Genomic DNA, 26,475 nt, shown 5'->3' with positions numbered 1-26,475 from the left:
TGGTGTGTATTTGAACTGACTGGTCAGTGCAAAAACTAACCCGAACTGTCGATCGAAGCAAAAGCCCAGGTCAGAACGGATTGTCAGTGCCATACCGCACGATGGGCACATACGGCACCTCGTAGTAGGCGTGCCGTCACCCAGACGACAGGAGGTTCGTCATGGCCAGCTACAACGCAGCCGCCGCCCGCCGGCGCCGCGCCACCGGCCCTGCCCCCTCACTGACCGGACCGGCGAGCGACGTCCACCCCGTGCTCCGCCGGTCCTCGGCCCCGCCCGCCGCCCTGGACCTGCTCGCCCAGGCCCGGGCCGGACTCGACGAGGCAGCCGTCCTCGAAACACCCAACGAGCGCTACGCGACGGCACACCTGGCCGCCCTGCGCACCGCGGCCGCCGTGCTGGCCGCCCGCGGGCGCCCCGAACCCACGTCCCGACGCCGGGCGCGCATCAGGAGCGCGTGGGAAGTGCTCCCCGAGATCGCGCCCGAACTCACCGAGTGGAGCGCGCTGTTCGCCTCCGGGGCCCGGCGCCGCGCCCGTGCCGAGGCGGGCATCCAGGGCGCGGCGAGCCGACGGGACGCCGATGACCTGATACGTGACGTGGCGATGTTCCTGCGCCTGGTCGAGCGGATGCTGGTCCTCCAGCCGGTCCTCCCGCAGCCACGCCAGGACCCGGGGGAGGGCGAGCACCCGCACGAGGGGGCGGCGATGCCGGACGCGGGGTGAGCGCACTCGGTTGATTCGGGCGCAGCGCACCCGGGTGGCTCCGGCCTGAGCGCACCCGGGTCTTCGCGCGCTCGTGACGCGGCGTCCGGCGTGCGAGACGGTCGGCGGTCTGCGGTGCCTGAGTGACCGGGGCCGGGGTCGGAGGCAATAGGGTGGAGGGCGCCTGAAGCCTCCCCTCGTCGGTGTCCCGTCAGGGGCGGGCAGCCCGTTCGCTCCGCCGCGCAAGAGGCGGTGCCGCGCCGAGGAGTCAACTGCCGTGTCGGAACCGCTGCGACCCCGCGCCTCCCTGCGTACCGCCGTCGTCTGGGAGGTCCTCCAGGACGCCCTCGACCGCCGCGTCAAGGCCACGGGCCGGGAGTCGCTGGACGTCCTCGACACCGGAGGCGGCAGCGGCAAGTTCGCTGTGCCCGTCGCCCGCCTCGGCCACCGGGTCACCGTCGTCGACCCCAGTCCCAACGCGCTGTTCGCCCTGGAGCGCCGCGCCGCCGAGGCCGGCGTCGCCGACCGCGTGCAGGGCGTCCAGGGCGACGCCCACGGCCTCTTCGACGTGGTCGAGCGCGGCGGATACGACGTCGTGCTGTGCCACGGCGTCCTGGAGTACGTCGACGACCCGGCCGAGGGCATCAGCAACGCCGTGGCCGCCCTGCGTTCCGAGGGCGTCCTCAGCCTGCTCGCCGCCGGTCTCGGCGGTGCCGTGCTCGCGCGCGCCCTCGCCGGGCACTTCAAGGAGGCCAGGCAGGCCCTCGGCGACCCGGACGGCCGCTGGGGCGAGGGCGACCCCGTGCCCCGCCGCTTCACCGCCGACCAGCTCACCGCGCTGGTCGAGGGCGCCGGCCTGACCGTCGGCGCCGTGCACGGTGTGCGGGTCTTCGCCGACCTCGTCCCCGGGGTGCTCGTCGACACCGAGCCCGGAGCGCTGGAGGCGCTGCTGAAGCTGGAGGAGGCGGCGGCCGAAATCCCGGCCTTCCGCTCCGTCGCCACACAGCTTCATGTGCTCGGCGAGACTCCGGAGGCCAGGGAGGCGTGAGCCGCCCCCCGTGGCATCCCCCTGATCAGCACCTCGGCTGCGCATGGAGTACGCCACAGGCCCCCCGTTCGGGCGCCGTGCGCCGTATGATCGAAGGAGACCACCCGGCATGACGGGTCGGCCGCCGGGGAATGGAATCTTCAGCGAGCCGGGATGTTCATGACGGATTTCGGTTGGCCAATTGGCGTAGAGGGGCGGGTTTCACGGGGGCGATTCCCTGCCTATCCTGAAGGGACCCCCCGGGTCGCCCCGGCGACTGCACGATGAGGAGGACTCCGTGCCGCTCTCGGAGCACGAGCAGCGCATGCTCGAGCAGATGGAGCGAGCGCTGTACGCCGAAGATCCCAAGTTCGCGACAGCGCTCGAGGGAAGTGGGCTGCGTACGTACACCCGGCGACGGGTCTACCAGGCGGTCGCGGGCTTCCTCGTAGGTATCGCGCTCCTCATGGCCGGAATGGTCGCCAAGCAGGTGTGGCTCAGCGTGGTCGGCTTCCTGGTCATGCTGGGTTGTGCCGTGCTCGCCGTGACCGGCTGGCGCAAGGCCCCCAAGCCGGGCGAACAGCCCGCCGGGGCACCGCACGCCCGCCGGCAGAGCCGCCAGAAGCGCTCCATGATGGACCGTATCGAGCAGCGCTGGCAGCGCCGCCGCGACGAACAGGGCCACTGACAGCCGCGAGCTTCACCTATGGCTCCCTGCATACAGACGCAGTGAGGGGGTGACCACCACCGGGTGGTCACCCCCTCAAGCATGCGCGCCCACCGACAAGCAGGACATGCTGGCCCATGGCAGCGGCTTCCCCCTCATGACAAGCGGCCCCCGCCCGGAACACTCCGGGCGAGGGCCGCTCACCGTCTCTGTCGCCGGCCGCGCTGCTCCGCCGTCAGCCGCTCTGCTGGCCTGACGGGCGGCGCAGCAGTTCCGCCCAGCGGGCGGCCGAGCGGGCCTTCAGGGACGTCCAGCGGTCGGAGAGGTCCCACACCGCACGGACGGCCGAGCGGGGCGCCACGACGGCACGCAACCTGGTGGTCCAGCCGGCCTTGGAGCGCAGTGCCGCCCGCAGCCGGCGCACGTCGTCGGCCAGGCCGGTCTCCGCTCGCGGCTGAGGCGCGAACAGCACCTGCTCCACGGCGCCGGCCACCCGGTGCACCGAAGCGGCCGTCGGCTCGTCGAGCTCCCCGAGCCGCACGATCCGCGCCGCCGCCTTGCGCGGCGTCAGGGCGTCGTCCGGCACGATGCCGTAGTCCCACGCCGTGTCGGTGAGTTCACGCCACACCGCCAGGACATGTCCGACGGCCACCTCACTGGCCTGCTTGGACGCCACCTCGCCGGGCGGCGCCTCCACGGAGACCTCCCCCGCGTACCGCTCGCCCCCACGCTCCTTGCCGCGCTCCCGGGCGAGCCCGGTGGCGGACGCCGTGTGCTGGGCCGAGGCCAGCCGCACCGAGCGCCTTCTGAACCGCCACAGCATCGGCAGCAACGGCAGGACCACCGCCGCGACGCCCAGCAGCGTCCACCAGAGGATCTTGTACCAGGGTGGGCCGGCGTCGTCCGACTGCCCCGGGTCCAGCGGCAGCGCACCGCTGCATCCCTCGATCTTCTTCTGCTCCGCCGAGCAGCTCGCGCTCGCCGACGGCGCGGTCGACGGAGCCGCGTTCGCGGAACGTGAGGCCTGCGGCAGGTCGGGAAGGGTGCTGCCCGGAGTGTCCGGCAGCGTGTACGCGGGAGTCGTACCGCGGTTGGGGGTGGGCTCGAAGCGGGTCCAGCCCACGCCCTCGAAATAGAGCTCGGGCCAGGCGTGGGCGTCCTTCAGGCCCACCGACACCGAACCGTCCGCCTGCGGGGAACCGGGAGCGAAGCCCACGGCGACCCGCGCGGGTATGCCCAGAGTGCGGGCCATCGACGCCATCGCGAAGGAGAAGTGGACGCAGAAGCCCTGCTTGTCCCGCAGGAAGCGGGCGATCGCGTCCGGTCCGGTGCCGACCTCCACCTCGGTGTCGTAGGTGAAGCCGCCGGTCACGGCGAAGTAGTCCTGGAGCTTGACCGCACGCTCGTAGTCGCTCGTCGAGCCCTTGGTCACCTCGCGGGCGGTCCGGGACACCACCGAGGGCAGCGAGTCCGGCACCTTCGTGTACTGGCTCCGCAGGGACTCCGGTGGCGCCGGCGCGTCCTCGAGCTGCTCCGCCGTCGGCTGCACATCGAGGCTGGTCACCTCGTACGTCGCCCCGCGCGTCTTCTGACCGTGGTCGCCGACCAGGGTCATGCCGACGGGTTCGTAACGCCAGTTGCCCTTGATCTTCACGCCGCTCGGCGGGTACGGCATCGGCAGCCAGTCCTGGGCGTACCAGTCGGCGGCCGAGACCTGGGTGCGGACCGCGGAGCGCCGGACATCGGGGCCGAGGCCCGGCGGCGTGGGCAACTCGTCCGGCACGGCGACGATGTGCCGCTTGGACGGCTTCCAGGTGGTGCCGTCGAAGTCGTCCAGGGAGACGATCCGCAGATAGAGGTCGGAGATGTCGCTCGTGCTCGTCCGCAGGGAGAGCACCTGGCGGTCCTCGTCCACGTTCAGACTGTCGCGCAGCGACACCAGGGGGTTCACCGCGGAGATCGTGCCCCCGCCGCCGGTCCCCACTCCCACCCCGGTCCGGGCGCTGTCCAGCAGGCCGCCCTGTATCGCGGGCAGCGGCAGCAGCGGCACCACGAGGGCGACGCCCAGCGCGACCGCGCCGATGCGGCGCCCGGTGCGGATCGGCGCCACCGGGCCGGGTTCGCCGCCCCCGGAGCGGGCCGTGCCACCGAAGACCCGGCCCCACTGGGAGAGCCGCTCCCGGCCCTCGGCGAGCAGCAGCATCAGATAGCCGGCCGCCGCGGCCAGGAACCACAGCCAGTCGGCCGCGCCGTCCGCCAGCCCCGCGGCGACGGAGTACAGCGCGAGCAGCGGCAGACCGGCCGGGGCGGCGCTGCGGAAGGTCACCGCGAGGGTGTCCACCATCAGCCCGATGATCAGCACCCCGCCGATGAGCATCAGCCGGATGCCGTCGGACAGCGGCGCCGGGATCGCGTACCGTGCCACGTCGTCGGAGCCCCGCTGGAGCAGGTCGGCGAAGTGCCCGAAGGCCTCGGGGCCGGGGATGATCCCGGCGATCGCCTGCCCGTGGGCGAAGGTCAGGGTCAGCAGCATCAGCGTGACCACGGTCTGCGCCGCCACCGTCAGCGCCCGGGCCAGCGGCACCCGCCGGGTGAGCGCGCCCACCCCGGACTGGATGCCGAGCAGGGCGGCGGCCTGGAGGATCCATGTGGCCGGGTCGACCAGGGGGAGCAGGGCGCACGACGCCAGCAGCGTGGCCGCCCAGGCGCACAGCGTCAGTCGTGCCCGCCCGCTCATGAACCCGCCTTTCCACTCGCCGTCACGACGCCCGTGCGCTCGCGGTCCGCCCGCCGCCACAGGTCGTCCAACGGAGCGCCCCGGGGCACGCTCAGGGCGGTCCAGCCCGCCTCGCGCAGCATCCGCAGCCGCTCCTCCGTCCTGTTCATCGGAGCGGGCACGTCATTCGGTTCACGCACCCAGGTCTCGCTGTCCAGTACGAAGGCGAGGGCGCCGCCGCTGCGGTGGCGCATCTTGGCCGCCACCGTGGCCTGTTCCTCGTCGAGGTCGCCGAAGAAGGCCACCAGCAGCCCCTCGTGGCCGCCGCGCAGCACGTCGTACGCCCGGGACAGGCCCGTGCCGTCCGAGTGGTCGATCACGGCGAGGGTGTCCATCATCAGCCCGGCCGCGTCCGCCGACTCCTGGTTCGCGCCGGCGAACCCGTCGGCGCCCTCGCCGGGCACCGAGTTGCCGGTGTCGGTGAGCAGACGCACGGAGAAGCCCCGCTCCAGCATGTGCACCAGCACGGAAGCGGTGCCCGAGACCGCCCACTCGAAGGCCGAGTCGGGGCCGGCGCCTTGGAAGGCGAGGCCCCGGGTGTCGAGCAGCACCGTGCAGCGGGAGCGCTGCGGCTGTTCCTCGCGGCGCACCATCAGCTCGCCATAGCGCGCGGTGGAGCGCCAGTGCACCCGGCGCAGGTCGTCGCCGTAGCGGTACCCGCGCGGGATCACGTCGTCCTCGCCGGCCAGGGCGAGCGAGCGCTGCCGTCCGTCGCCGTAGCCCTTGGCCTCCCCGCTGAAGCGCACCGGCGACAGCGCCTCCACGCGCGGGATCACCGTCAGGGTGTCGTACGTGGAGAAGGACCGGGTCAGCTCGCACAGACCGAACGGGTCGTTCAGGCGCAGTTGCAGCGGGCCCAGCGGGTAGCGGCCGCGCAGGTCGGAGCGGACCCGGTAGGACACCTCGCGCCGACCGCCCGCCTCGACCCGGTCGAGGACGAAGCGGGGGCGCGGGCCGAGGACGTAGGGCACCCGGTCCTGGAGCATGAGCAGGCCGGTGGGCAGGCGGGAGACGTTGTCCATCCGCAGATGGACACGGGCCTCGCTGCCCGCGGGCACCCGCGCGGGGGAGAGCCGGCGGCTGCCGGCCACCCGGTAGCGGGTGCGGTAGAGGACGGCCGCGCAGACCAGGGGCAGCACCGCGAGCAGCATGCCGACGCGGAGCAGGTCGGCCTGGCCGAGGACGTACGCGCATATCGCGGCGGCGATCCCGGCGGCCAGGAAGGAGCGTCCTCGGGTGGTCAGGCCGGCCAGGGCCGTTCGGAACCCGCCCTTTTCTCCCTGGCTGTCTCCCCGGCCCGGCCCTGCCTGGCCCGTACTGCCGGAGGTCATCACAGCCTCCGCGGCGGCTGCTGGCCGTAGGCCTGCGTGCCGGTGCCCAGACCGCCGTAGCCCTGCTGCTGGGGGGCCGCGGGGACGGGAGTCTGCTGGAGGATCTCCTGCGTGACCTGTTCCGCCGTGCGCCGGTTGAGCTGGGCCTGCGCGGTGGGCAGCAGGCGGTGCGCCAGGACGGCGACGGCAAGCGCTTGCACATCGTCCGGGAGCGCGTACTCCCGGCCGCTGAGGGCCGCGGACGCCTTCGCCGCGCGCAGCAGATGCAGCGTGGCACGCGGCGAGGCGCCGAGTCTGAGGTCCGGATGGGTGCGGGTGGCCGCGACCAGGTCCACCGCGTACCGCCGGACCGCGTCGGCGACGTGGACGCCGCGGACGGCGTCGATCAGCTTCACGATCTCGTGCGCGTGCGCCACCGGCTGGAGGTCGTCCAGGGGACTGATCCCGCCGTGGACGTCGAGCATCTGCAGCTCGGCCTCCGCGCTCGGGTAGCCGATGGAGACCCGGGCCATGAAGCGGTCGCGCTGGGCCTCCGGCAGCGGGTAGGTGCCCTCCATCTCGACCGGGTTCTGCGTGGCCACGACCATGAAGGGACTGGGCAGCTCGTAGGTCTGCCCGTCGATGGTGACCTGGCGCTCCTCCAGTGACTCCAGGAGCGCCGACTGGGTCTTCGGCGAGGCCCGGTTGATCTCGTCGCCGATCACGATCTGCGCGAAGATCGCGCCCGGCTTGAACTCGAAGTCCCGACGCTGCTGGTCCCAGATGGACACACCCGTGATGTCCGAGGGCAGCAGGTCGGGCGTGAACTGGATGCGGCGCACCGAGCAGTCGATGGAGCGCGCCAGCGCCTTCGCGAGCATCGTCTTGCCCACGCCGGGGACATCCTCGATCAGAAGATGTCCCTCGGCGAGCAGCACGGTCAGCGAAAGCCGTACGACCTCGGGCTTGCCCTCGATCACCTGCTCCACAGAACTGCGGACCCGCTCCACGGTGGCAGTCAGATCTGTAAGGCTCGCACGCTCGTCATAGGTCGTCACCCGGCCCTCCTCGGCCCGTACTTTCTCCGGGCCGATGCCTTGCGCTGCGGACCGGCCCACCCCGAATCACGGACGCCACCCGCGAAAGACTCAGCGGCGCCACAACCGCATTCTTGCTGCCGTTACCGATTCGTGTCACTCGCCTGTGGACAACTGCCCGCGATATGTCGGTCTTAACGCCTTATGCGGGTCCAGGGGCGCGAGGTTTCCGAGAAACGAGCGTGACGTGGGATGGTTACGCCGGGTCGACCTCGCGCAACAGCCCCGTCTTCACGTCGAAGACGAAGCCGCGCACGTCGTCGGTGTGCAGCATGAACGGCGAGGTGCGCACCCGCTGCATCGACTGCCGCACGTCCTGATCGACGTCCCGGAACGCCTCCACCGCCCAGGCGGGGCGCTGGCCGACCTCCATCTCCAGCTCGGTGCGGAAGTCCTCGGTGATCGCCTCCAGTCCGCAGCCGGTGTGGTGGATCAGGACCACGCTGCGCGTGCCGAGCTTGCGCTGGCTGATGGTGAGTGAGCGGATCACGTCGTCGGTGACCACGCCGCCCGCGTTGCGGATGGTGTGACAGTCGCCGAGCTGCAGGCCGAGGGCGGCGTGCAGGTCGATACGGGCGTCCATGCAGGCCACGACCGCGACGCGCAGCACGGGGCGGGCGTCCATCCCGGGGTCGGTGAACGCGGCGGCGTACCGCTCGTTCGCCCCGACGAGGCGGTCGGTGACGGTGCCGCCGTTTATGGCGCCTTCGGACGTGGTGGGAACGGATGCGGAGGTCGTCATATTCATGACGGTACTGGTCACGGCGGTTCCGGGCCTGTTGTGAGAGGGGAAAAAAACCGCCATGACGGCCTGTGTGAGGTAATCCACACGGAGGGTGAGAGCGCGCCCACACGGGTGCTTTCTCCTGGTGTATCGCGTATTGACAGGGTCTGTCCGCGACGCGCAGGCCGGTTGATTGACCGCGTGACCCCGTGCACTAAAGTGACGCGAGGCGGGAGGCGAGGCTCTCCCTGCTGGACTGAATCCCCCTGGGACCCGGCGAGCCCGCCGGAGATCTCCCCTTACGTGCGCGGCGCGTACGGACGGCTCGGCCTCGCGTACGGCCCGCGCCGGACCTGAGAGGGCCCCTTGAGCCAGAGTCGACACGTCCCGGTCATGCTCCAGCGGTGCCTGGACCTGCTGGCACCCGCGCTGGAGGCACCGGGAGCGGTCGTCGTCGACTGCACCCTGGGCCTCGGCGGCCACAGCGAGGCCCTGCTGGAGAGGTTCCCCGAGGCCCGGCTCGTCGCCCTCGACCGCGACAAGGAGGCCCTGCGGCTGTCCGGCGAGCGCCTGGCCCGGTACGGGGAGCGCGCCACCCTCGTGCACGCGGTCTACGACGAGCTGCCCGACGTGCTCGACCGGCTCGGCATCGCGCGCGTGCGGGGCGTTCTGTTCGACCTCGGCGTCTCCTCCATGCAGCTCGACGAGGCCGACCGCGGCTTCGCCTACGCGCAGGACGCCCCCCTCGACATGCGGATGGACCAGACGACCGGCGTCAGCGCGGCCGAGGTCCTCAACACCTACCCGCCCGGGGAACTCGTGCGGATCCTGCGCGCCTACGGCGAGGAGAAGCAGGCCAAGCGCATCGTGGGCGCCATCGTGCGCGAGCGCGAGAAGGAGCCGTTCAGCAACAGCGCGCGGCTCGTCGAGCTGATCCGGGACGCGCTCCCGCAGGCCGCCAAGCGCACCGGCGGCAACCCCGCCAAGCGCACCTTCCAGGCGCTGCGCATCGAGGTCAACGGGGAGCTCAGCGTCCTGGAGGACGCGATCCCGGCCGCCGTGAAGACGCTCGACGTCGGCGGGCGGATCGCGGTGCTGTCGTACCACTCGCTGGAGGACCGGCTGGTCAAGCAGGTCTTCGCGGCCGGCGCCGCCTCCACCGCCCCGCCCGGGCTGCCGGTGGTCCCCGAGCGCTACCAGCCCCGGCTCAAGCTGCTCACGCGCGGTGCCGAACTTCCCACCGAGGAAGAGGTCGCCGAGAACCGGCGGGCGGCCCCGGCGCGGCTGCGCGGGGCCCAGCGCATCAGGGAGGACGTGGAGTGACGCAGGCCAAGGGGCGGGCGGCCGGGTTGGAAACTCGAACTCAGGGGAGGGCGGGTGAGTAGGAAACCCGAACTGAGAGGCAGGGCTGCCCGGCTCGCACGGCTCTTCCCCAGTGCGACGGGCTCCGGTCAGGCGGCCCGTACGCCCTTCGTCCTCCTCGTCGTCCTGCTCCTCGGCGGCGGCCTCATCGGGCTGCTGGTGCTGAACTCCGCGCTCAGCGAAGGTGTGTTCAAGATGGGCGACCTCCAGCGGGACACCAAGAACCTCACCGACGAGGAACAGGCCCTCCAGCGGGACATCGACGCCTACTCCGCCCCCGACGCCCTCCAGCGGCGCGCCCGCGAGCTCGGCATGGTGCCCGGCGGCGACCCCGCCTTCCTCGACCCCGACGGCACCGTCAAGGGCGTCCCCAGCCCCGCCCCCGCCGCCGGCGGCACGCAGACCTCCATGAGCGCCCCCCTGGTCCTGGCCCCCGAGGCCCTGACCGCCGCCGCCCAACCCTCCACGCCCACCACGACCCCCGGCAGGTGACGGAAGTGTCCGACAGGGAACCGCCGCGCCGCCGGGTGCCCGGCCCCGCCCGGCCCGCGCGTCCCGGCCATCAGCGGCGCCCCGGTCCCGGCGCCCGCCCGGCCCGGCGCCCGAGTCAGTCCCGGTCCCCGGCGCCGCGTGTCATCCGGCTCGGCAGCCCCCGCCCCCGGCTGCGGCTGGTCGGGCTGGCGCTGACCCTGGTGATGATCGCCTTCGTCGTGCGACTGCTCCAGGTCCAGGCGGTCGACGCGAGCACGTACGCGGCCAAGGCCGAGCGCAACCGCTACGTCGGCTACGTCCTCGCCGCCGAGCGCGGCGGGATCACCGACCGCTCCGGCGTGGCCCTCGCCACCAGCGTCGACGCCTACGACATCACGGCCGACCCCACGATGTTCACGAGCAAGCAGCTGAAGGTCGGCGACGGCCCCGAGCAGGCGGCCGCCCTGCTCGCCCCCATCCTCGGCCAGGACCAGGAGACGCTGACCAAGAAGCTGAAGACGAAGGGGCAGTACGTCATGCTCGCCCGTCGGCAGACCCCGCAGGTCTGGAAGCAGATCAAGGACCTGCGGACCGCGCTCGTCGCCAAGGGCGAGACCGACCCCTCCACCGTCAACGTCCTCGCGGGCGTCTTCTCGGTGTCCAGCAGCAAACGCGTCTACCCGAACGGCGACCTGGCCGCCGGGATACTGGGTTGGGTCAACGACGAGGGCAAGGGCGGTGGCGGTGTCGAGCAGCAGCTGAACGGGCTCCTCGCCGGCAAGGACGGCAAGATCCGCTACGCCCAGTCCGGCGGGTTTCAGGTCCCCACCGCGGGCTCCACCGAGACGCCCGCCGTGTCCGGCTCCGACGTGGAACTGACCATCGACCGCGACATCCAGTGGGCCGCGCAGAACGCCATCACCGACCAGGTGAAGGAGTCCAAGGCGGACCGCGGCTACGTGATCGTCCAGGACACCCGGACCGGGGAGGTCCTGGCCATGGCCAACTCACCGGGCTTCGACCCCAACGACCTCTCCCAGGCCAACTCGGCCGCCATGGGCAACGCGGCCCTCCAGGACGCCTACGAGCCCGGCTCCACCGCCAAGGTCATGTCGATGGCCGCCGTACTCCAGGAGAACGCCGCCACACCCCTGACGCACGTCGTCGTGCCCAACCGGCTGCACCGCGGCGACCGGCTCTTCAAGGACGACATCGACCACCCGACCTGGTACCTCACGCTCAACGGCGTGCTCGCCAAGTCCAGCAACATCGGCACCATCCTGGCGACCGGCCAGCTCGGCAAGACCCAGGCCCAGGCCAACCAGGTCCTGTACTCCTACCTCCGCAAGTTCGGCATCGGCGACTACACCGGCCTCGACTTCCCCGGCGAGACCAAGGGCATCCTCGCGCCGGCCGACAAGTGGTCGACCTCGCAGCAGTACACGATTCCTTTCGGCCAGGGTGTGTCCATCAACGCGATGCAGGCCGCGTCGGTCTACTCGACCATCGCCAACGACGGCGTACGCGTCGAACCGACGCTCGTACGCGGCACCAAGGGACCCGACGGACGCTTCGAACCCGCCCCCAAGCCCAAGAAGACAAGGGTGGTCAGCGCGAAGACGGCGAAAACCCTCGCCCACATGCTGGAGTCGGTGGTGGACGACGAGGAAGGCACCGGGACCAAGGCGCGTATCCCCGGCTACCGGGTGGCGGGCAAGACCGGTACGGCGAACCGCGTGGATCCGGCCACCGGCAAGTACCACGGCTACACCTCGTCGTTCGCCGGATTCGCCCCCGCCGACAAGCCCCGCATCACCGTCTACTGCGCCATCCAGAACGCGACCACGGGCAGCTACTTCGGTGGCCAGATCTGTGGCCCCGTCTACAAACAGGTGATGGAGTTCGCGCTCAAGTCGCTCCAGATCCCACCCACGGGAGCGAAGGCCGCCAAGCTGCCCGTCACCTACCGACCCTGATCAGCGCAACCAGCCAGGAACGATCCGTGATCATGATCACTCCCGATCCCGGGGACCGCGCCTCGTCCCCACCCCTGCCCGTGCCCTCGCCCACGCCCTCGCTTCGCTCCGGAGCGGGTGCGCCCGGTACGCTCACCGCCGTGCCACACGCTGATCAGTCCCAAACCACCCAGAAGGGCCACCCCGTGACCTACCCGGGACCGCCCAGGCCGGCCCAGACCTCCGCCGTACCCCTCGCGGAGCTCGCCGATCAGCTGGGTGCCGCGCAGCCGGAAACCCCGGCGGACACCGCGGAGGTCACGGGCATCACCCATGACTCGCGCGCCGTCCGCCCCGGCGATCTGTACGCCGCCCTGCCCGGCGCCCGCCTGCACGGCGCCGACTTCGTCACCCAGGCCGCCGGCCTGGGCGCGGTCGCCGTGCTGACCGATCCGACGGGTGCCGAGCGCGCCGCGGCCACCGGACTGCCGGTCCTGGTCGTCGACGACCCGCGCGCGCGGATGGGCGAGCTGGCCGCCACGATCTACGGCCACCCCGGCCGCGATCTGCTCCAGATCGGCATCACCGGAACCTCCGGCAAGACCACCACCGCCTACCTCGTCGAGGGCGGCCTGCGAGCGGGCGAGCGTGCCACCGGCCTCATCGGCACGGTCGAGATGCGCGTCGGCGACGAACGCATCAAGTCGGAGCGCACCACCCCCGAAGCCACCGATCTGCAGGCCCTGTTCGCGGTCATGCGGGAGCGCGGCGTCGAGGCGGTCGCGATGGAGGTCTCCAGCCACGCCCTGGTCCTCGGCCGGGTCGACGGCTGCGTCTTCGACATCGGCGTCTTCACCAACCTCAGCCCGGAACACATGGAGTTCCACTCCGACATGGAGGACTACTTCCGGGCCAAGGCGCAGCTGTTCACGCCGGAACGCAGCAAACTCGGCGTGGTCAACTTCGACGACGAGTACGGCCGCCGGCTCGCCCGGGAGGCGACCGTCCCGGTCGTCACCTTCTCCGCCGAGGGCCACCCGGACGCCGACTGGCGCGCCGAGGACGTCGAGGTCGGCCCCCTGGACTCGACGTTCACGATCGTCGCCCCCGACGGCCGGCGCATCGCCGCCAAGTCGCCGCTGGCGGGCCCCTTCAACGTCGCCAACAGCCTGGCCGCCGTCGTCGCCCTCGCCTGCGCCGGCCTCGACCCGCAGACCGCCGCCGACGGCGTCGCCGCCGTGCCGGGCGTACCGGGGCGCCTGGAGCGCGTGGACGTCGGGCAGCCGTACCTCGCGGTCGTCGACTACGCCCACAAGACGGACGCCGTCGAGTCGGTGCTGCGCGCCCTGCGCAAGGTCACCAAGGGCCGCGTGCACATCGTGGTCGGCTGCGGCGGCGACCGCGACCGGACCAAGCGCGGCCCGATGGGCGCCGCCGCGGCGCGCCTCGCCGACACCGCCGTACTGACCTCCGACAACCCCCGCTCCGAGGACCCCCTGGCGATCCTCGCCACCATGCTCGAGGGAGCGGCCTCCGTGCCCTCCCACGAGCGCGGCGAGGTGCTGCTGTTCGAGGAGCGGGCCGCGGCGATCGAAGCCGTCGTCGCCCGCGCGCAGCCCGGGGACACCGTGCTGGTCGCGGGCAAGGGCCATGAGCAGGGCCAGGACATCGCCGGGGTGGTGCGTCCCTTCGACGACCGCCAGGTGCTTCGCGAAGCTATCCAGAAGACCCAGGGATGAACTTGTGATCGCCCTCTCTCTCGCCGAGATCGCAGCAGTCGTCGGCGGGCAGACGCACGACATACCGGACCCGTCGGTGCAGGTCACCGGGCCGGTGGTCCGGGACTCCCGTGAGGTGGTGCCCGGCAGCCTGTTCGCCGCCTTCGTCGGCGAGCGGGTCGACGGCCACGACTACGCACCGGCAGTGGTCCAGGCGGGCGCGGCAGCCGTACTGGCGTCGCGCCCCGTCGGCGTGCCCGCGATCGTCGTCGAGGACGTGCAGACGGCCCTCGGCGCCCTCGCCCGGCACGTCGTCGCCCGCCTCGGCACGACCCTCGTGGCCCTCACCGGCTCCGCGGGCAAGACCAGCACCAAGGACCTCATCGCGCAGGTGCTCCAGCGCAAGGCCCCCACGGTGTGGACGCCCGGCTCGTTCAACAACGAGATCGGGCTGCCCCTGACCGCCCTCAGCGCCACCGAGGAGACCCGGTTCCTCGTCCTGGAGATGGGCGCCCGCGGCATCGGCCACATCCGCTACCTCACCGGTCTGACGCCCCCGAAGGTCGGCCTCGTCCTCAACGTCGGGACCGCCCACATCGGCGAGTTCGGCGGCCGCGAGCAGATCGCACAGGCGAAGGGCGAACTCGTGGAGGCCCTTCCCCCGGCGGAGGAGGGCGGTGCCGCGATCCTCAACGCCGACGACCCGTTGGTACGGGCCATGGCCTCCCGAACGAAGGCGAAGGTGGTCCTTTTCGGAGAGTCCGACGAAGCGGACGTACGCGCCGAGAACGTGCGACTCACGGACAGCGGACAGCCCGCCTTCAGCCTTCACACACCCTCCGGGTGCAGTGACGTGACCATGCGCCTGTACGGTGAGCACCACGTGTCGAACGCGCTCGCCGCGGCCGCCGTCGCCCATGAGCTGGGCATGTCCGCGGAAGAGATCGCCACCGCGCTCTCCGAGGCGGGCTCCCTCTCCCGCTGGCGGATGGAGGTCACCGAGCGCCCGGACGGCGTGACCATCGTCAACGACGCCTACAACGCCAACCCCGAGTCCATGCGGGCCGCCCTGCGCGCGCTGGCAGCCATGGGCAAGGGACGGCGGACCTGGGCGGTGCTCGGCAAGATGGCCGAGCTCGGGGACGAGGCGCTCGCCGAGCACGACGCGGTCGGGCGGCTCGCCGTCCGACTCAACGTCAGCAAGCTCGTCGCGGTCGGGGGGATCGAAGCCTCCTGGCTGCAACTGGGCGCATATAACGAGGGTTCGTGGGGTGAGGAGTCGGTGCACGTGTCCGACGCACAGGCGGCGGTCGACCTGTTGCGCAGCGAGTTGCGCCCGGGAGACGTCGTACTCGTGAAGGCGTCCCGTTCGGTCGGACTCGAGAGCGTGGCGCAGGCGCTCATCGAGACCGGTGCCGAGGGTGAGGTTGCTGCCCGATGATGAAGCAGATCCTGTTCGCAGGAGTCATTGGCCTGTTTCTGACCCTGGTCGGCACCCCGCTGCTGATCAAGCTCCTGGCCCGCAAGGGCTACGGCCAGTACATCCGCGACGACGGCCCGCGCGAGCACGCCAGCAAGCGCGGTACGCCGACCATGGGTGGTATCGCCTTCATCCTGGCGACGGTCGCCGCGTACTTCCTGTCCAAGGTGATCACGGGCAAGCCGCCGACCTACTCGGGTGTGCTGGTGCTGGGCCTGATGGTCGGCATGGGCCTGGTCGGCTTCCTGGACGACTACATCAAGATCGTCAAGAGGCGTTCGCTGGGTCTGCGGGCCAAGGCGAAGATGGCCGGACAGCTGCTCGGCGGTATCGCCTTCGCCGTGCTGTCGCTCCAGTTCGCGGACTCCCGCGGCAACACCCCCGCCTCGACGAAGCTGTCGTTCATCACCGACTTCGGCTGGACGATCGGCCCCGTGCTGTTCGTCGTCTGGGCGCTGTTCATGATCCTCGCGATGTCCAACGGCGTGAACCTGACGGACGGCCTGGACGGCCTCGCCACCGGTGCCTCCGTGCTGGTCTTCGGCGCCTACACGTTCATCGGCGTGTGGCAGTACCAGGAGTCCTGCGCCAACGGCGAGACCCTGACCAACCCGAGCGCCTGCTACGAGGTGCGCGACCCGCTCGACCTCGCGGTCGTCTCCGCCGCGCTGATGGGCGCCTGCCTGGGCTTCCTGTGGTGGAACACCTCGCCCGCCAAGATCTTCATGGGTGACACCGGTTCGCTGGCGCTCGGCGGTGTGCTCGCCGGCCTCGCGATCTGCTCCCGCACCGAGCTGCTGCTCGCGCTGCTCGGCGGTCTGTTCGTGCTCATCACCATGTCGGTGGTCATCCAGGTCGGCTCCTTCCGGCTGACCGGCAAGCGTGTCTTCCGTATGGCGCCACTTCAGCATCACTTCGAACTCAAGGGCTGGTCCGAAGTCCTTGTGGTGGTCCGCTTCTGGATCATCCAGGGCATCTGTGTGATTGTCGGACTGGGGCTCTTCTACGCGGGATGGGCAGCGGACAAGTGACCGACTGGCAGGGAAAGCACGTCACCGTCGCCGGGCTCGGCGTCTCCGGCATCCCGGCGGCCAAGGTGCTGCACGGGCTCGGCGCGAAGGTCACCGTCGTCAACGACGGCGACGACGCACGCGCGCGTGAGCAGGCCGCCGAACTGGAGACGCTCGGCATCACCGTGCGTCTCGGCGACGGAGCGACCCTGCCCGAGGGCACCGAGCTGATCGTCACCGCGCCCGGCTGGAAGCCGGACAAGCCGCTGTTCACGGCGGCGCGCGACGCCGGCGTGCCGGTCTGGGGCGACGTCGAACTGGCCTGGCGGCTGCGGGGCCCGGACGCCGCGCCCTGGCTGGCCGTCACCGGCACCAACGGCAAGACCACGACCGTCCAGATGCTCGCCTCCATCCTGAAGGCGGCGGGCCTGCGCACGGCCGCCGTCGGCAACATCGGCGTCTCGCTCCTTGACGCGGTCCTCGGCGAGGAGCGGTACGACGTTCTCGCGGTGGAGCTCTCCAGCTACCAGCTCCACTGGGCGCCCTCCCTGCGCGCCCACTCCGCCGCCGTCCTCAACCTCGCCCCCGACCACCTCGACTGGCACGGCTCCATGGAGGCGTACGCCGCCGACAAGGGCCGTATCTACGAGGGCAACCGCATCGCCTGCGTCTACAACGCCGCCGACAAGGCCACCGAGGACCTCGTGCGCGAGGCGGACGTCGAGGAGGGCTGCCGGGCCATCGGCTTCACCCTCGGCACCCCGGGGCCCTCCCAACTCGGCGTCGTGGAGGGCATCCTGGTGGACCGCGCCTTCGTCGAGAACCGGCAGCAGAACGCCCAGGAGCTGGCGGAGGTCTCCGACGTCAACCCGCCCGCCCCGCACAACATCGCCAACGCCCTCGCCGCGGCGGCCCTCGCCCGGGCCTTCGGGGTGCCCGCCAGGGCCGTACGGGACGGTCTGCGGGCCTTCACGCCGGACGCGCACCGCATCGCGCACGTGGCCGACGTGGACGGTGTGGCCTACGTCGACGACTCCAAGGCCACCAACACCCACGCGGCGGAAGCCTCGTTGGCGGCGTACGAGTCGATCGTGTGGATCGCGGGCGGCCTCGCCAAGGGCGCGACCTTCGACGAACTGGTCGCCAAGTCGGCGAAGCGGCTGCGCGGGGTCGTCCTCATCGGCGCCGACCGTGCGCTCATCCGTGAAGCCCTGGCGCGACACGCCCCCGAAGTACCGGTCGTGGACCTCGACCGGACCGACACTGGGGCGATGCTCCAGGCCGTCCAGGAGGCGCAGCGGCTCGCGGTCGCGGGTGACACGGTGCTTCTCGCCCCCGCCTGTGCCTCCATGGACATGTTCGCCAACTACAACAAGCGCGGTGACGCGTTCGCGGAAGCCGTCCGCGAACTCGGCGCGGGCACCTGACGGCGGTCGTCGCCACGACGGGTGCATCGGGACCCTTGGAGGGACGCGTGACTTCGATGTGGCCCGGGTGTCACCGGCGGGTGACCGCCGGTGACACGGGGATGTGTCGGCCTCTCCCCGGCCCGACGCACGGCAGTGCGGGAGCCGCTGATGCCCGGTAGTCGTACCGGGCGGCCGCCCGCGCAGCGGCGGGTGCCCAGGCCCCCTGCCGCCCGCGCGCCGCGCGAGAACCCCCTCGTCACCCTGTACCAGCGGGCCCGGCGCGCCTGGGACCGTCCGCTGACCGCGTACTACCTGATCCTGGGCGGCAGTCTGCTGATCACCGGGCTCGGTCTGGTGATGGTCTACTCGGCCTCCCAGATCACGGCGCTGCAGATGTCGCTGCCGGGTTCGTTCTTCTTCCGCAAGCAGTTCCTGGCCGCCGCCATCGGCACGGTCCTGCTGCTGGTCGCCTCCCGGATGCCCGTGAAGCTGCACCGGGCGCTGGCCTACCCCATCCTCGCCGGAGCCGTCTTCCTGATGGCCCTGGTGCAGGTGCCGGGGATAGGAATGGCGGTCAACGGCAACCAGAACTGGATCTCGCTCGGCGGCTCCTTCCAGATCCAGCCCAGCGAGTTCGGCAAGCTCGCGCTCGTGCTGTGGAGCGCCGACCTGCTCGCCCGCAAGCAGGACAAGAGGCTGCTGACCCAGTGGAAGCACATGCTGGTGCCGCTCGTGCCGGTCTCCTTCCTGCTGCTCGGGCTGATCATGCTCGGCGGCGACATGGGCACGGCGATCATCCTGACGGCGATCCTGTTCGGCCTGCTCTGGCTGGCCGGCGCCCCGACCAGGCTGTTCGCCGGTGTGCTGTCCATCGCCGCCGTGATCGGCGTGATCCTCATCAAGACCAGCGACAACCGGATGGCCCGGCTCGCCTGCATCGGCGCCACCGAACCCCGCTCGGGCGCCGCCGACTGCTGGCAGGCCGTGCACGGCATCTACGCCCTGGCCTCCGGCGGAATCTTTGGTTCGGGGCTCGGCGCCAGTGTGGAAAAATGGGGCCAACTCCCGGAAGCGCACACCGACTTCATCTTCGCCGTCACCGGTGAGGAACTGGGGCTGGCGGGGACGCTGTCGGTGCTCGCCCTCTTCGCGGCTCTAGGCTATGCGGGTATCCGCGTGGCCGGACGCACGGAGGACCCCTTCGTGAGGTATGCCGCGGGAGGCGTGACCACCTGGATCACGGCCCAGGCCGTGATCAACATCGGTGCGGTGCTCGGCCTGCTGCCGATCGCCGGTGTCCCCCTCCCGCTGTTCTCCTACGGGGGATCCGCCCTGTTGCCGACCATGTTCGCCATCGGGTTGCTGATCGCCTTCGCGCGCGACGAGCCCGCTGCGCGGGCGGCGCTTGCGATGCGGCAACCCCGCTTTGGTAGAAAGCGGGCGGGAGGCTCGACGCCTGTCAAAGGGTCGGCCGGGGCTCCTAGGAGATGGAACACGATGCGACGACGTGCCTCGGCGGCGCGCTCGTCCGGAGAGCGGTGAATTTCGGTGCATGTCGTACTCGCTGGTGGGGGGACCGCCGGCCACATCGAGCCCGCGCTCGCCCTCGCGGACGCCCTGCGCAGGCAGGATCCGACCGTGGGGATCACGGCCCTGGGCACGGAACGCGGCCTGGAGACCCGGCTCGTTCCCGAGCGGGGCTACGAGCTCGCGCTGATCCCCGCGGTCCCGCTGCCGCGCAAACCCACCCCTGAGCTCATCACCGTCCCGGGCCGGCTGCGCGGCACGATCAAGGCCGCCGAGCAGATCCTGGAGCGCACCAAGGCGGACGCCGTCGTCGGCTTCGGCGGGTACGTGGCCCTGCCCGGCTACCTCGCCGCCAAGCGCCTCGGTGTGCCCATCGTGATCCACGAGGCGAACGCCCGCCCCGGCCTCGCCAACAAGATCGGCTCGCGGTACGCCGCCCGGGTCGCCGTCTCCACCCCCGACAGCAAGCTGCGCGACGCCCGCTACATCGGCATCCCGCTGCGCCGCTCCATCGCCACGCTCGACCGGGCCGCCGCCCGCCCCGAGGCCCGGCACATGTTCGGCCTCGACCCCAACCTGCCGACGCTGCTCGTCTCCGGCGGCTCCCAGGGTGCCCGCCGCCTCAACGAGGTGGTCCAGCAGGTCGCCCCCTGGCTCCAGCAGGCCGGGATCCAGATCCTGCACGCGGTCGGTCCCAAGAACGAACTGCCGCACGTCCAGCAGATGCCGGGAATGCCCCCCTACATCCCGGTACCGTACCTGGACCGGATGGATCTCGCGTACGCCGCGGCCGACATGATGCTCTGCCGCGCGGGCGCGATGACCGTCGCCGAACTCTCCGCCGTCGGGCTCCCGGCCGCCTACGTTCCGTTGCCCATCGGAAACGGCGAGCAGCGGCTCAACGCCCAGCCGGTGGTGAAGGCCGGCGGCGGCCTCCTCGTCGACGACGCGGAACTGACGCCCGACTGGGTACGGGAGAACGTCCTGCCCGTGCTCGCCGACCCGCACCGGCTGTACGAGATGTCCCGCGCCGCCGGTGAGTTCGGCCGCCGGGACGCCGACGACCTGCTCGTCGGCATGGTGTACGAGGCGATCGCCTCGCGCCGTTAGGAACGTATGACGAAAGGACAGGGAGCGTGGCCGGACCGGCTACCGCGGAGCGCGGTGAGCGTCATCAGGAGTCGTCCGGCCCGCCCCTCGTCCGCCGGTTCCGGCCACGACGACTTCGTACGATCATCATTCTCGCGCTGGCGATCGTCCTCCTGGGTGGGGGCAGCGTCTGGGTGTTGTACGGCTCGCAGTGGCTGCGCGTGGAGCGGGTGTCCGTCTCCGGCACGCGCGTCCTGACCCCGGGGGAGGTACGCGAGGCCGCCGACGTTCCGGTCGGAGAGCCGTTGATTTCCGTCGACCTCGAGGCGATCGAGGCCCGGTTGCGCCGGAAATTGCCCCGAATCGACACCATTGACGTGACCCGTTCCTGGCCTCATGGAATCGGACTGAAAGTGGTCGAGCGCACTCCGGTTCTGATTCTCCAAAAGGGTGGAAAGTTCATCGAAGTGGACGAGGAAGGTGTCCGTTTCGCCACGGTTTCCGAGGCTCCTAAAGGCGCGCCCACGCTGGAATTGGCCATTCCCTCGTCGGGTTCGGCCACCGCGAGCCTGCGGCGCTTCGGTGAGGACCGGCTGGTGCGGGAGGCCGTCCGTGTCGCCGACGCCCTTCCGGCCGCCGTTGCACGTCAGGCGGGGGTCGTCAAGGTGCGCTCCTACGACGACATCTCTCTGGAGTTGAGCGGCGGGCGGACCGTCGACTGGGGAAGCGGCGAGAACGGTGCCGCGAAGGCGCGTACGCTCCGCGCTCTCATGAAAGCGGCTCCGGATGCGCGGCACTTCGACGTCAGCGTTCCCACCGCCCCGGCGTCATCAGGGAGTTGACGCACATCCGCGCAGGCCAGCACCCTGGTTGGGCAGTGACACGGCTGATCACATAGGGTGAAAAGAAAAACGGGAGGTTCGGCGTGTTCGTTGAACGGGCGCCACTTGTCGACTTAGTGTCCTGTTCAGAAGACTCCAGGGAACAGACACACTGGTAACCCTAAACTTCAGCGTTAGGGTTCGGGTCGGCGCTACGGACCGTCCCATTCGGCATCAGTCGTCGCATCAGAAGCGCAGCGCGTGCTTGTGATCCGACGACCCGTAACTCGAGGCGAGAGGCCTTCGACGTGGCAGCACCGCAGAACTACCTCGCAGTCATCAAAGTCATCGGTGTCGGCGGCGGTGGTGTCAATGCCATCAACCGGATGATCGAGGTCGGTCTCAAGGGCGTCGAGTTCATCGCCATCAACACCGACGCGCAGGCGCTGTTGATGAGCGACGCCGACGTCAAGCTCGACGTCGGTCGTGAACTCACCCGCGGACTCGGCGCCGGAGCCAACCCGGCCGTCGGCCGCAAGGCCGCCGAGGATCACCGCGAGGAGATCGAGGAGGTCCTCAAGGGGGCCGACATGGTCTTCGTGACGGCCGGTGAAGGCGGCGGCACCGGCACCGGCGGCGCGCCCGTCGTGGCCAACATCGCCCGTTCCCTCGGCGCTCTCACCATCGGCGTGGTCACGCGCCCGTTCACCTTCGAGGGGCGCCGGCGCGCGAACCAGGCCGAGGACGGCATCGCCGAGCTCCGCGAAGAGGTCGACACCCTCATCGTGATCCCGAACGACCGACTGCTGTCGATCTCGGACCGCCAGGTCTCCGTGCTCGACGCCTTCAAGTCGGCCGACCAGGTCCTGCTCTCCGGTGTCCAGGGCATCACCGACCTGATCACCACCCCCGGTCTGATCAACCTCGACTTCGCCGACGTCAAGTCGGTCATGTCGGAGGCCGGTTCGGCCCTCATGGGCATCGGCTCGGCCCGCGGCGACGACCGCGCGGTGGCCGCTGCCGAGATGGCGATCTCCTCGCCGCTGCTCGAGGCGTCCATCGACGGCGCCCGGGGCGTGCTGCTCTCCATCTCCGGCGGCTCCGACCTCGGCCTGTTCGAGATCAACGAGGCCGCCCAGCTGGTCAGCGAGGCCGCCCACCCCGAGGCCAACATCATCTTCGGCGCGGTCATCGACGACGCCCTCGGCGACGAGGTCCGGGTCACCGTGATCGCGGCCGGCTTCGACGGCGGCCAGCCGCCCGCCAAGCGCGACAACGTCCTCGGCTCGTCCTCCGCCTCGGCCCGCCGCGACGAGCCCACTCCGGTACGGCAGCCCGAGAGCCGTCCGTCCTTCGGCTCGCTCGGCAGCGTGACCCCGAAGGAAGACCCGGAGCCCGCGCCCGAGCCGGTGGCCGACATCCCCTCCGGCCCGCCGGTCCCGCCCTCGCGGACCTACGACAGCGCGGCCGAGGAACTGGACGTACCGGACTTCTTGAAGTGATAGGACAGCGCGAGAGCGTGCGCGGCGCGCACTTCGCCTTCACCGACCGGTGGGGCGGGGTGAGCGCCGCTCCGTATGAGGAGCTCAACCTCGGCGGCGCGGTCGGCGACGACCCCGAAGCCGTACGGACCAACCGGGAGCTGGCCGCCAAGTCGCTGGGGCTGGATCCTGGAAACGTGGTCTGGATGAACCAGGTGCACGGGAACGACGTCGCCGAGGTCGACGGGCCGTGGACCACCCGGCTCACTCCGCCGGTGGACGGCCTGGTGACCGCGGTCCGCGGTCTCGCCCTCGCCGTCCTGACGGCGGACTGCGTTCCGGTCCTGCTCGCCGACCCGGTCGCCGGGGTGGTCGCCGCGGCCCACGCGGGCCGGCCCGGCATGGTCAAGGGCATCGTCCCCGCCACCCTCGACGCGATGGAGTCGCTCGGCGCCGACCCCGCCCGGATCGTCGTCCGGACCGGGCCCACCGTCTGCGGCCGGTGCTACGAGGTGCCGGAGGCGATGCGCGCCGAGGTCGCCGCCGTCGAGCCGGCGGCGTACGCCGAGACGAGTTGGGGCACGCCCGCCGTGGACGTCGCCGCCGGAGTGCACGCGCAGCTCGACCGGCTCGGGGTGCGCGACCGGGAGCAGTCCCCGGTGTGCACGCTGGAGTCGGGTGATCACTTCTCGTACCGCCGCGACCGCGCCACGGGGCGACTCGCGGGATATGTCTGGCTGGGCTGATGGGACATGACGGACCGTAAGGGCGAACTCGCCACAAACCTGGCGCACGTGGAGCGTCGCATCGCCGCCGCGTGCGCGGCCGCCGGACGCAAGCGGGAAGAAGTGACCCTCATCGTGGTCACCAAGACCTATCCGGCGAGCGATGTGCGGCTCCTCTCCGAACTCGGTGTGCGGCACGTCGCCGAGAATCGTGACCAGGACGCTGCGCCGAAGGCCGCCGCATGTTCGGATCTGCCGCTTACTTGGCATTTCGTCGGCCAGTTGCAGACCAACAAGGTGCGATCCGTGGTCGGTTACGCGGGTCTTGTGCAGTCCGTCGACCGTTCCAAGCTGGTCACGGCCCTGTCGAAGGAGGCCGTACGGGTCGGGCGTGAGGTCGGCTGCCTCCTCCAGGTCGCGCTCGACGCCGGCGAGAGCGCACGGGGTGAGCGGGGTGGCGTGGCGCCCGGCGGCATCGCGGAGTTGGCCGACCTGGTGGCCGGGGCCCCGGGGCTGCGGCTCGACGGGCTGATGACGGTCGCGCCGCTGACCGGTGAGTACGCGGGACGCCAACAGGCGGCTTTCGAGCGGTTGATGGATTTGTCGACCGACCTGCGCCGGACCCATCCCGGTGCGAACATGGTGTCCGCAGGGATGAGTGCGGACCTCGAGCAGGCCGTGGCGGCCGGAGCGACACATGTGCGCATCGGCACCGCGGTACTCGGAGTCCGACCCAGGCTCGGGTAACGTCGCCAAGAAGTCGGACCACAGCAGAAAATATGGTCATTACCGTCGAAAGGCGGACGTAAGGACCACGTGGATCGCGGGACTTGGCAGTTGTCAGCCGATCCACCACAGAGCGGAGGACCAAGAGCATGGCCGGCGCGATGCGCAAGATGGCGGTCTACCTCGGCCTCGTGGAGGACGATGGGTACGACGGCCGAGGATTCGACCCCGACGACGACTTCGAACCCGAACTGGACCCGGAGCCCGAGCGGGACCACCGGCGGCATGAGCCGTCCCACCAGTCGCACGGCGCACATCAGTCCCAAAGGGACGAATCGGTGCGAGTGGTACAACCATCGGTGCCGCGCGACCCCGTGCCGCATTCCGCTTCGCTCGCCGCGGAATCCGGGCGCCCGGCGCGCATCGCGCCCGTGGCATCCATCACACAAGAACGCGCAAGCCTGGAGAAGAACGCACCGGTGATCATGCCCAAGGTCGTGTCGGAACGAGAGCCGTACCGGATCACCACGCTTCACCCTCGGACCTACAACGAGGCCCGTACCATCGGGGAACACTTCCGTGAAGGCACGCCGGTGATCATGAATCTGACTGAGATGGATGACACAGATGCGAAGCGACTTGTCGACTTTGCGGCTGGTTTGGTGTTTGGTCTTCACGGCAGCATCGAGCGGGTGACGCAGAAGGTGTTCCTGTTGTCGCCTGCTAACGTCGATGTCACGGCGGAGGACAAGGCCCGCATCGCAGAGGGCGGGTTCTTCAACCAGAGCTGAGACGCACGACCGAACAGCAGTACACGGCAGCAAGACGGCAGTAGTAGTGAGCAGGGGAGAGGTTCGCACCGATCATGAGCGTGGTCCTGGATGTCATCTACATCGCGCTGATGGTGTTCCTCATCGTGCTCATCTTCCGGTTGGTCATGGACTACGTCTTCCAGTTCGCCCGTTCGTGGCAACCCGGCAAGGCGATGGTGGTCGTTCTGGAGGCCACCTACACTGTCACCGATCCACCGCTCAAGCTTCTGCGGCGGGTCATCCCGCCGCTGCGTCTCGGGGGCGTGGCGCTCGACCTGTCCTTCTTCGTACTGATGATCATCGTCTACATCCTGATCACGATCGTGAGTCAGGTGTGAGCGATGTGAACTACCGTCTTGCCGAATGCCGACGACTACGTTGAGGTGAAGAGATGCCGTTGACCCCCGAGGACGTGCGGAACAAGCAGTTCACGACCGTCCGCCTCCGAGAAGGCTATGACGAGGACGAGGTCGATGCCTTCCTCGATGAGGTCGAAGCCGAACTGACCCGCCTGCTCCGCGAGAACGAGGACCTGCGCGCCAAACTGGCCGCGGCCACGCGTGCTGCTGCCCAGAACCAGCAGAACATGCGCAAGCCGCCGGAGCAGGACCAGCAGCAGGGTGGGATGCCTCAGCAGGGTGGAATGCCCCAGCAGGGCGGAATGCCGCAGCAGGGTGGAATGCCTCAGCAGGGTATGCCCCAGCAGGGCATGCGAGGTCCCGGCGCTCCGGTGCCCGCCGGCATATCGGGCCCGCCGCAGCAGCAGATGGGTGGCCCCATGGGTGGCCCGCCCCAGCTGCCGAGCGGTGCCCCGCAGCTGCCCGCCGGTCCCGGCGGTCAGGGCGGTCCGCAGGGTCCCGGCCCGATGGGTCAGGGTCCGATGGGCCAGGGCCCGATGGGTGGCCAGCCGCCCATGCAGCAGCAGATGGGTGGCCCCATGGGCGGCCCCATGGGCGGTCCGATGGGCGGCCCCGGTCAGGGCCCCGGTGGCGACAGCGCCGCCCGTGTCCTCTCGCTGGCCCAGCAGACCGCCGACCAGGCGATCGCCGAGGCCCGCTCCGAAGCCAACAAGATCGTGGGCGAGGCGCGTTCGCGTGCCGAGGGCCTCGAGCGTGACGCCCGTGCCAAGGCCGACGCCCTGGAGCGGGACGCACAGGAGAAGCACCGCGTCGCCATGGGCTCCCTGGAGTCCGCGCGCGCCACGCTGGAGCGCAAGGTCGAGGACCTGCGCGGCTTCGAGCGCGAGTACCGCACGCGCCTTAAGTCGTACCTCGAGTCGCAGCTGCGCCAGCTGGAGACCCAGGCCGACGACTCGCTCGCCCCGCCGCGTACTCCGGCCACGGCTTCCCTCCCGCCGTCCCCGGCGCCTTCCATGGCCCCGGCCGGCGCGAGCGCCCCGTCCTACGGCGGCCAGGGCATGGGTGGTGCGCCGTCTCCCGCCGCGCCGTCCTACGGCGGTCAGCAGCAGATGACGCCCGCCATGACCCAGCCCATGGCGCCGGTGCGGCCGCAGGGTCCGTCGCCGATGGGCCAGGCTCCCTCGCCGATGCGTGGGTTCCTGATCGACGAGGACGACAACTGACG

The 26,475-nt window shown here is 70.8% G+C and carries 23 protein-coding genes; 19 read left to right on the top strand and 4 right to left on the bottom strand.

The window, feature by feature from the left end:
* Positions 1–161 precede the first annotated feature (161 nt).
* The 3 genes from ACGFNV_RS21605 to ACGFNV_RS21595 all read left to right on the top strand — a co-directional run bounded on the left by ACGFNV_RS21605 (position 162) and on the right by ACGFNV_RS21595 (position 2,419).
* Positions 162–725 (top strand): SAV_6107 family HEPN domain-containing protein, encoded by a 564-nt coding sequence (locus ACGFNV_RS21605; RefSeq protein WP_393624571.1) that lies wholly within the window; start codon positions 162–164, stop codon positions 723–725.
* A gap of 256 nt (positions 726–981) precedes the next feature.
* The gene (locus ACGFNV_RS21600) at positions 982–1,752 is read left to right on the top strand and encodes a methyltransferase (protein WP_393624570.1); all 771 of its coding nucleotides are present in this window, start codon (positions 982–984) and stop codon (positions 1,750–1,752) included.
* A gap of 277 nt (positions 1,753–2,029) precedes the next feature.
* Positions 2,030–2,419: a DUF3040 domain-containing protein gene (locus ACGFNV_RS21595; RefSeq protein ID WP_133926912.1), complete on the top strand. Its 390-nt coding sequence runs from the start codon at positions 2,030–2,032 to the stop codon at positions 2,417–2,419.
* Between the two features lie 214 nt (positions 2,420–2,633).
* Here the strand turns inward: ACGFNV_RS21595 and ACGFNV_RS21590 are convergent, their stop codons facing one another.
* The 4 genes from ACGFNV_RS21590 to ACGFNV_RS21575 form a co-directional block, all read right to left on the bottom strand.
* A complete protein-coding gene (locus ACGFNV_RS21590; RefSeq protein WP_393624569.1) occupies positions 2,634–5,135 on the bottom strand; it encodes a DUF3488 and DUF4129 domain-containing transglutaminase family protein in 2,502 nt (833 codons plus the stop codon).
* A complete protein-coding gene (locus ACGFNV_RS21585; RefSeq protein WP_393624568.1) occupies positions 5,132–6,505 on the bottom strand; it encodes a DUF58 domain-containing protein in 1,374 nt (457 codons plus the stop codon). Before ACGFNV_RS21585 ends, ACGFNV_RS21590 begins: the two co-directional genes overlap by 4 nt.
* Positions 6,505–7,542 (bottom strand): AAA family ATPase, encoded by a 1,038-nt coding sequence (locus ACGFNV_RS21580; RefSeq protein ID WP_393624567.1) that lies wholly within the window; start codon positions 7,540–7,542, stop codon positions 6,505–6,507. Before ACGFNV_RS21580 ends, ACGFNV_RS21585 begins: the two co-directional genes overlap by 1 nt.
* A 235-nt stretch (positions 7,543–7,777) precedes the next feature.
* Positions 7,778–8,386, bottom strand: coding sequence for a beta-class carbonic anhydrase (locus ACGFNV_RS21575; RefSeq protein WP_393624566.1), 609 nt, complete (start codon positions 8,384–8,386; stop codon positions 7,778–7,780).
* Between the two features lie 285 nt (positions 8,387–8,671).
* Between ACGFNV_RS21575 and rsmH the strand changes: the two genes are divergently transcribed.
* The 16 genes from rsmH to ACGFNV_RS21495 all read left to right on the top strand — a co-directional run bounded on the left by rsmH (position 8,672) and on the right by ACGFNV_RS21495 (position 26,473).
* Positions 8,672–9,628 (top strand): 16S rRNA (cytosine(1402)-N(4))-methyltransferase RsmH, encoded by a 957-nt coding sequence (gene rsmH, locus ACGFNV_RS21570; RefSeq protein WP_393624565.1) that lies wholly within the window; start codon positions 8,672–8,674, stop codon positions 9,626–9,628.
* A gap of 54 nt (positions 9,629–9,682) precedes the next feature.
* Positions 9,683–10,159, top strand: coding sequence for a hypothetical protein (locus ACGFNV_RS21565; protein WP_393624564.1), 477 nt, complete (start codon positions 9,683–9,685; stop codon positions 10,157–10,159).
* Between the two features lie 5 nt (positions 10,160–10,164).
* Positions 10,165–12,114, top strand: a complete 1,950-nt coding sequence (locus ACGFNV_RS21560; RefSeq protein WP_393624563.1) for a peptidoglycan D,D-transpeptidase FtsI family protein — start codon at positions 10,165–10,167, stop codon at positions 12,112–12,114.
* Between the two features lie 26 nt (positions 12,115–12,140).
* The gene (locus ACGFNV_RS21555) at positions 12,141–13,832 is read left to right on the top strand and encodes a UDP-N-acetylmuramoyl-L-alanyl-D-glutamate--2,6-diaminopimelate ligase (protein ID WP_393624562.1); all 1,692 of its coding nucleotides are present in this window, start codon (positions 12,141–12,143) and stop codon (positions 13,830–13,832) included.
* A gap of 4 nt (positions 13,833–13,836) precedes the next feature.
* Entirely contained in the window at positions 13,837–15,252 is a 1,416-nt protein-coding gene (murF, locus tag ACGFNV_RS21550; RefSeq protein ID WP_393624561.1) for a UDP-N-acetylmuramoyl-tripeptide--D-alanyl-D-alanine ligase, read from the top strand.
* Positions 15,249–16,322: a phospho-N-acetylmuramoyl-pentapeptide-transferase gene (gene mraY / locus ACGFNV_RS21545; protein WP_133926922.1), complete on the top strand. Its 1,074-nt coding sequence runs from the start codon at positions 15,249–15,251 to the stop codon at positions 16,320–16,322. Before murF ends, mraY begins: the two co-directional genes overlap by 4 nt.
* Positions 16,304–17,728, top strand: coding sequence for a UDP-N-acetylmuramoyl-L-alanine--D-glutamate ligase (gene murD, locus ACGFNV_RS21540; protein WP_393624560.1), 1,425 nt, complete (start codon positions 16,304–16,306; stop codon positions 17,726–17,728). The genes mraY and murD overlap by 19 nt, the downstream gene beginning before the upstream one ends.
* A 150-nt stretch (positions 17,729–17,878) precedes the next feature.
* Entirely contained in the window at positions 17,879–19,252 is a 1,374-nt protein-coding gene (gene ftsW / locus ACGFNV_RS21535) for a putative lipid II flippase FtsW (RefSeq protein WP_393624559.1), read from the top strand.
* A 6-nt stretch (positions 19,253–19,258) separates the two neighbouring features.
* Positions 19,259–20,347, top strand: a complete 1,089-nt coding sequence (gene murG, locus ACGFNV_RS21530; protein WP_133926925.1) for an undecaprenyldiphospho-muramoylpentapeptide beta-N-acetylglucosaminyltransferase — start codon at positions 19,259–19,261, stop codon at positions 20,345–20,347.
* A 26-nt stretch (positions 20,348–20,373) separates the two neighbouring features.
* Complete coding sequence (locus ACGFNV_RS21525) at positions 20,374–21,168, top strand: cell division protein FtsQ/DivIB (protein WP_393624558.1); 795 nt, start codon at positions 20,374–20,376, stop codon at positions 21,166–21,168.
* Between the two features lie 287 nt (positions 21,169–21,455).
* Complete coding sequence (ftsZ, locus tag ACGFNV_RS21520) at positions 21,456–22,649, top strand: cell division protein FtsZ (RefSeq protein ID WP_393624557.1); 1,194 nt, start codon at positions 21,456–21,458, stop codon at positions 22,647–22,649.
* Entirely contained in the window at positions 22,646–23,374 is a 729-nt protein-coding gene (pgeF, locus tag ACGFNV_RS21515) for a peptidoglycan editing factor PgeF (RefSeq protein WP_393624556.1), read from the top strand. The genes ftsZ and pgeF overlap by 4 nt, the downstream gene beginning before the upstream one ends.
* Before the next feature lie 6 nt (positions 23,375–23,380).
* Positions 23,381–24,100: a YggS family pyridoxal phosphate-dependent enzyme gene (locus ACGFNV_RS21510; protein ID WP_393624555.1), complete on the top strand. Its 720-nt coding sequence runs from the start codon at positions 23,381–23,383 to the stop codon at positions 24,098–24,100.
* A gap of 128 nt (positions 24,101–24,228) precedes the next feature.
* Entirely contained in the window at positions 24,229–24,870 is a 642-nt protein-coding gene (locus ACGFNV_RS21505) for a cell division protein SepF (protein ID WP_393624554.1), read from the top strand.
* Between the two features lie 74 nt (positions 24,871–24,944).
* The gene (locus tag ACGFNV_RS21500) at positions 24,945–25,229 is read left to right on the top strand and encodes a YggT family protein (protein ID WP_393624553.1); all 285 of its coding nucleotides are present in this window, start codon (positions 24,945–24,947) and stop codon (positions 25,227–25,229) included.
* Between the two features lie 53 nt (positions 25,230–25,282).
* Positions 25,283–26,473, top strand: a complete 1,191-nt coding sequence (locus tag ACGFNV_RS21495) for a DivIVA domain-containing protein (protein ID WP_393624552.1) — start codon at positions 25,283–25,285, stop codon at positions 26,471–26,473.
* The last annotated feature ends 2 nt before the right edge of the window (positions 26,474–26,475 follow it).

It is taken from the genome of Streptomyces sp. NPDC048751, from assembly GCF_043198595.1.
In the GTDB taxonomy this organism is placed as follows: Bacteria; Actinomycetota; Actinomycetes; order Streptomycetales; family Streptomycetaceae; genus Streptomyces.
This window is presented reverse-complemented; position numbering and strand designations above follow the sequence as displayed.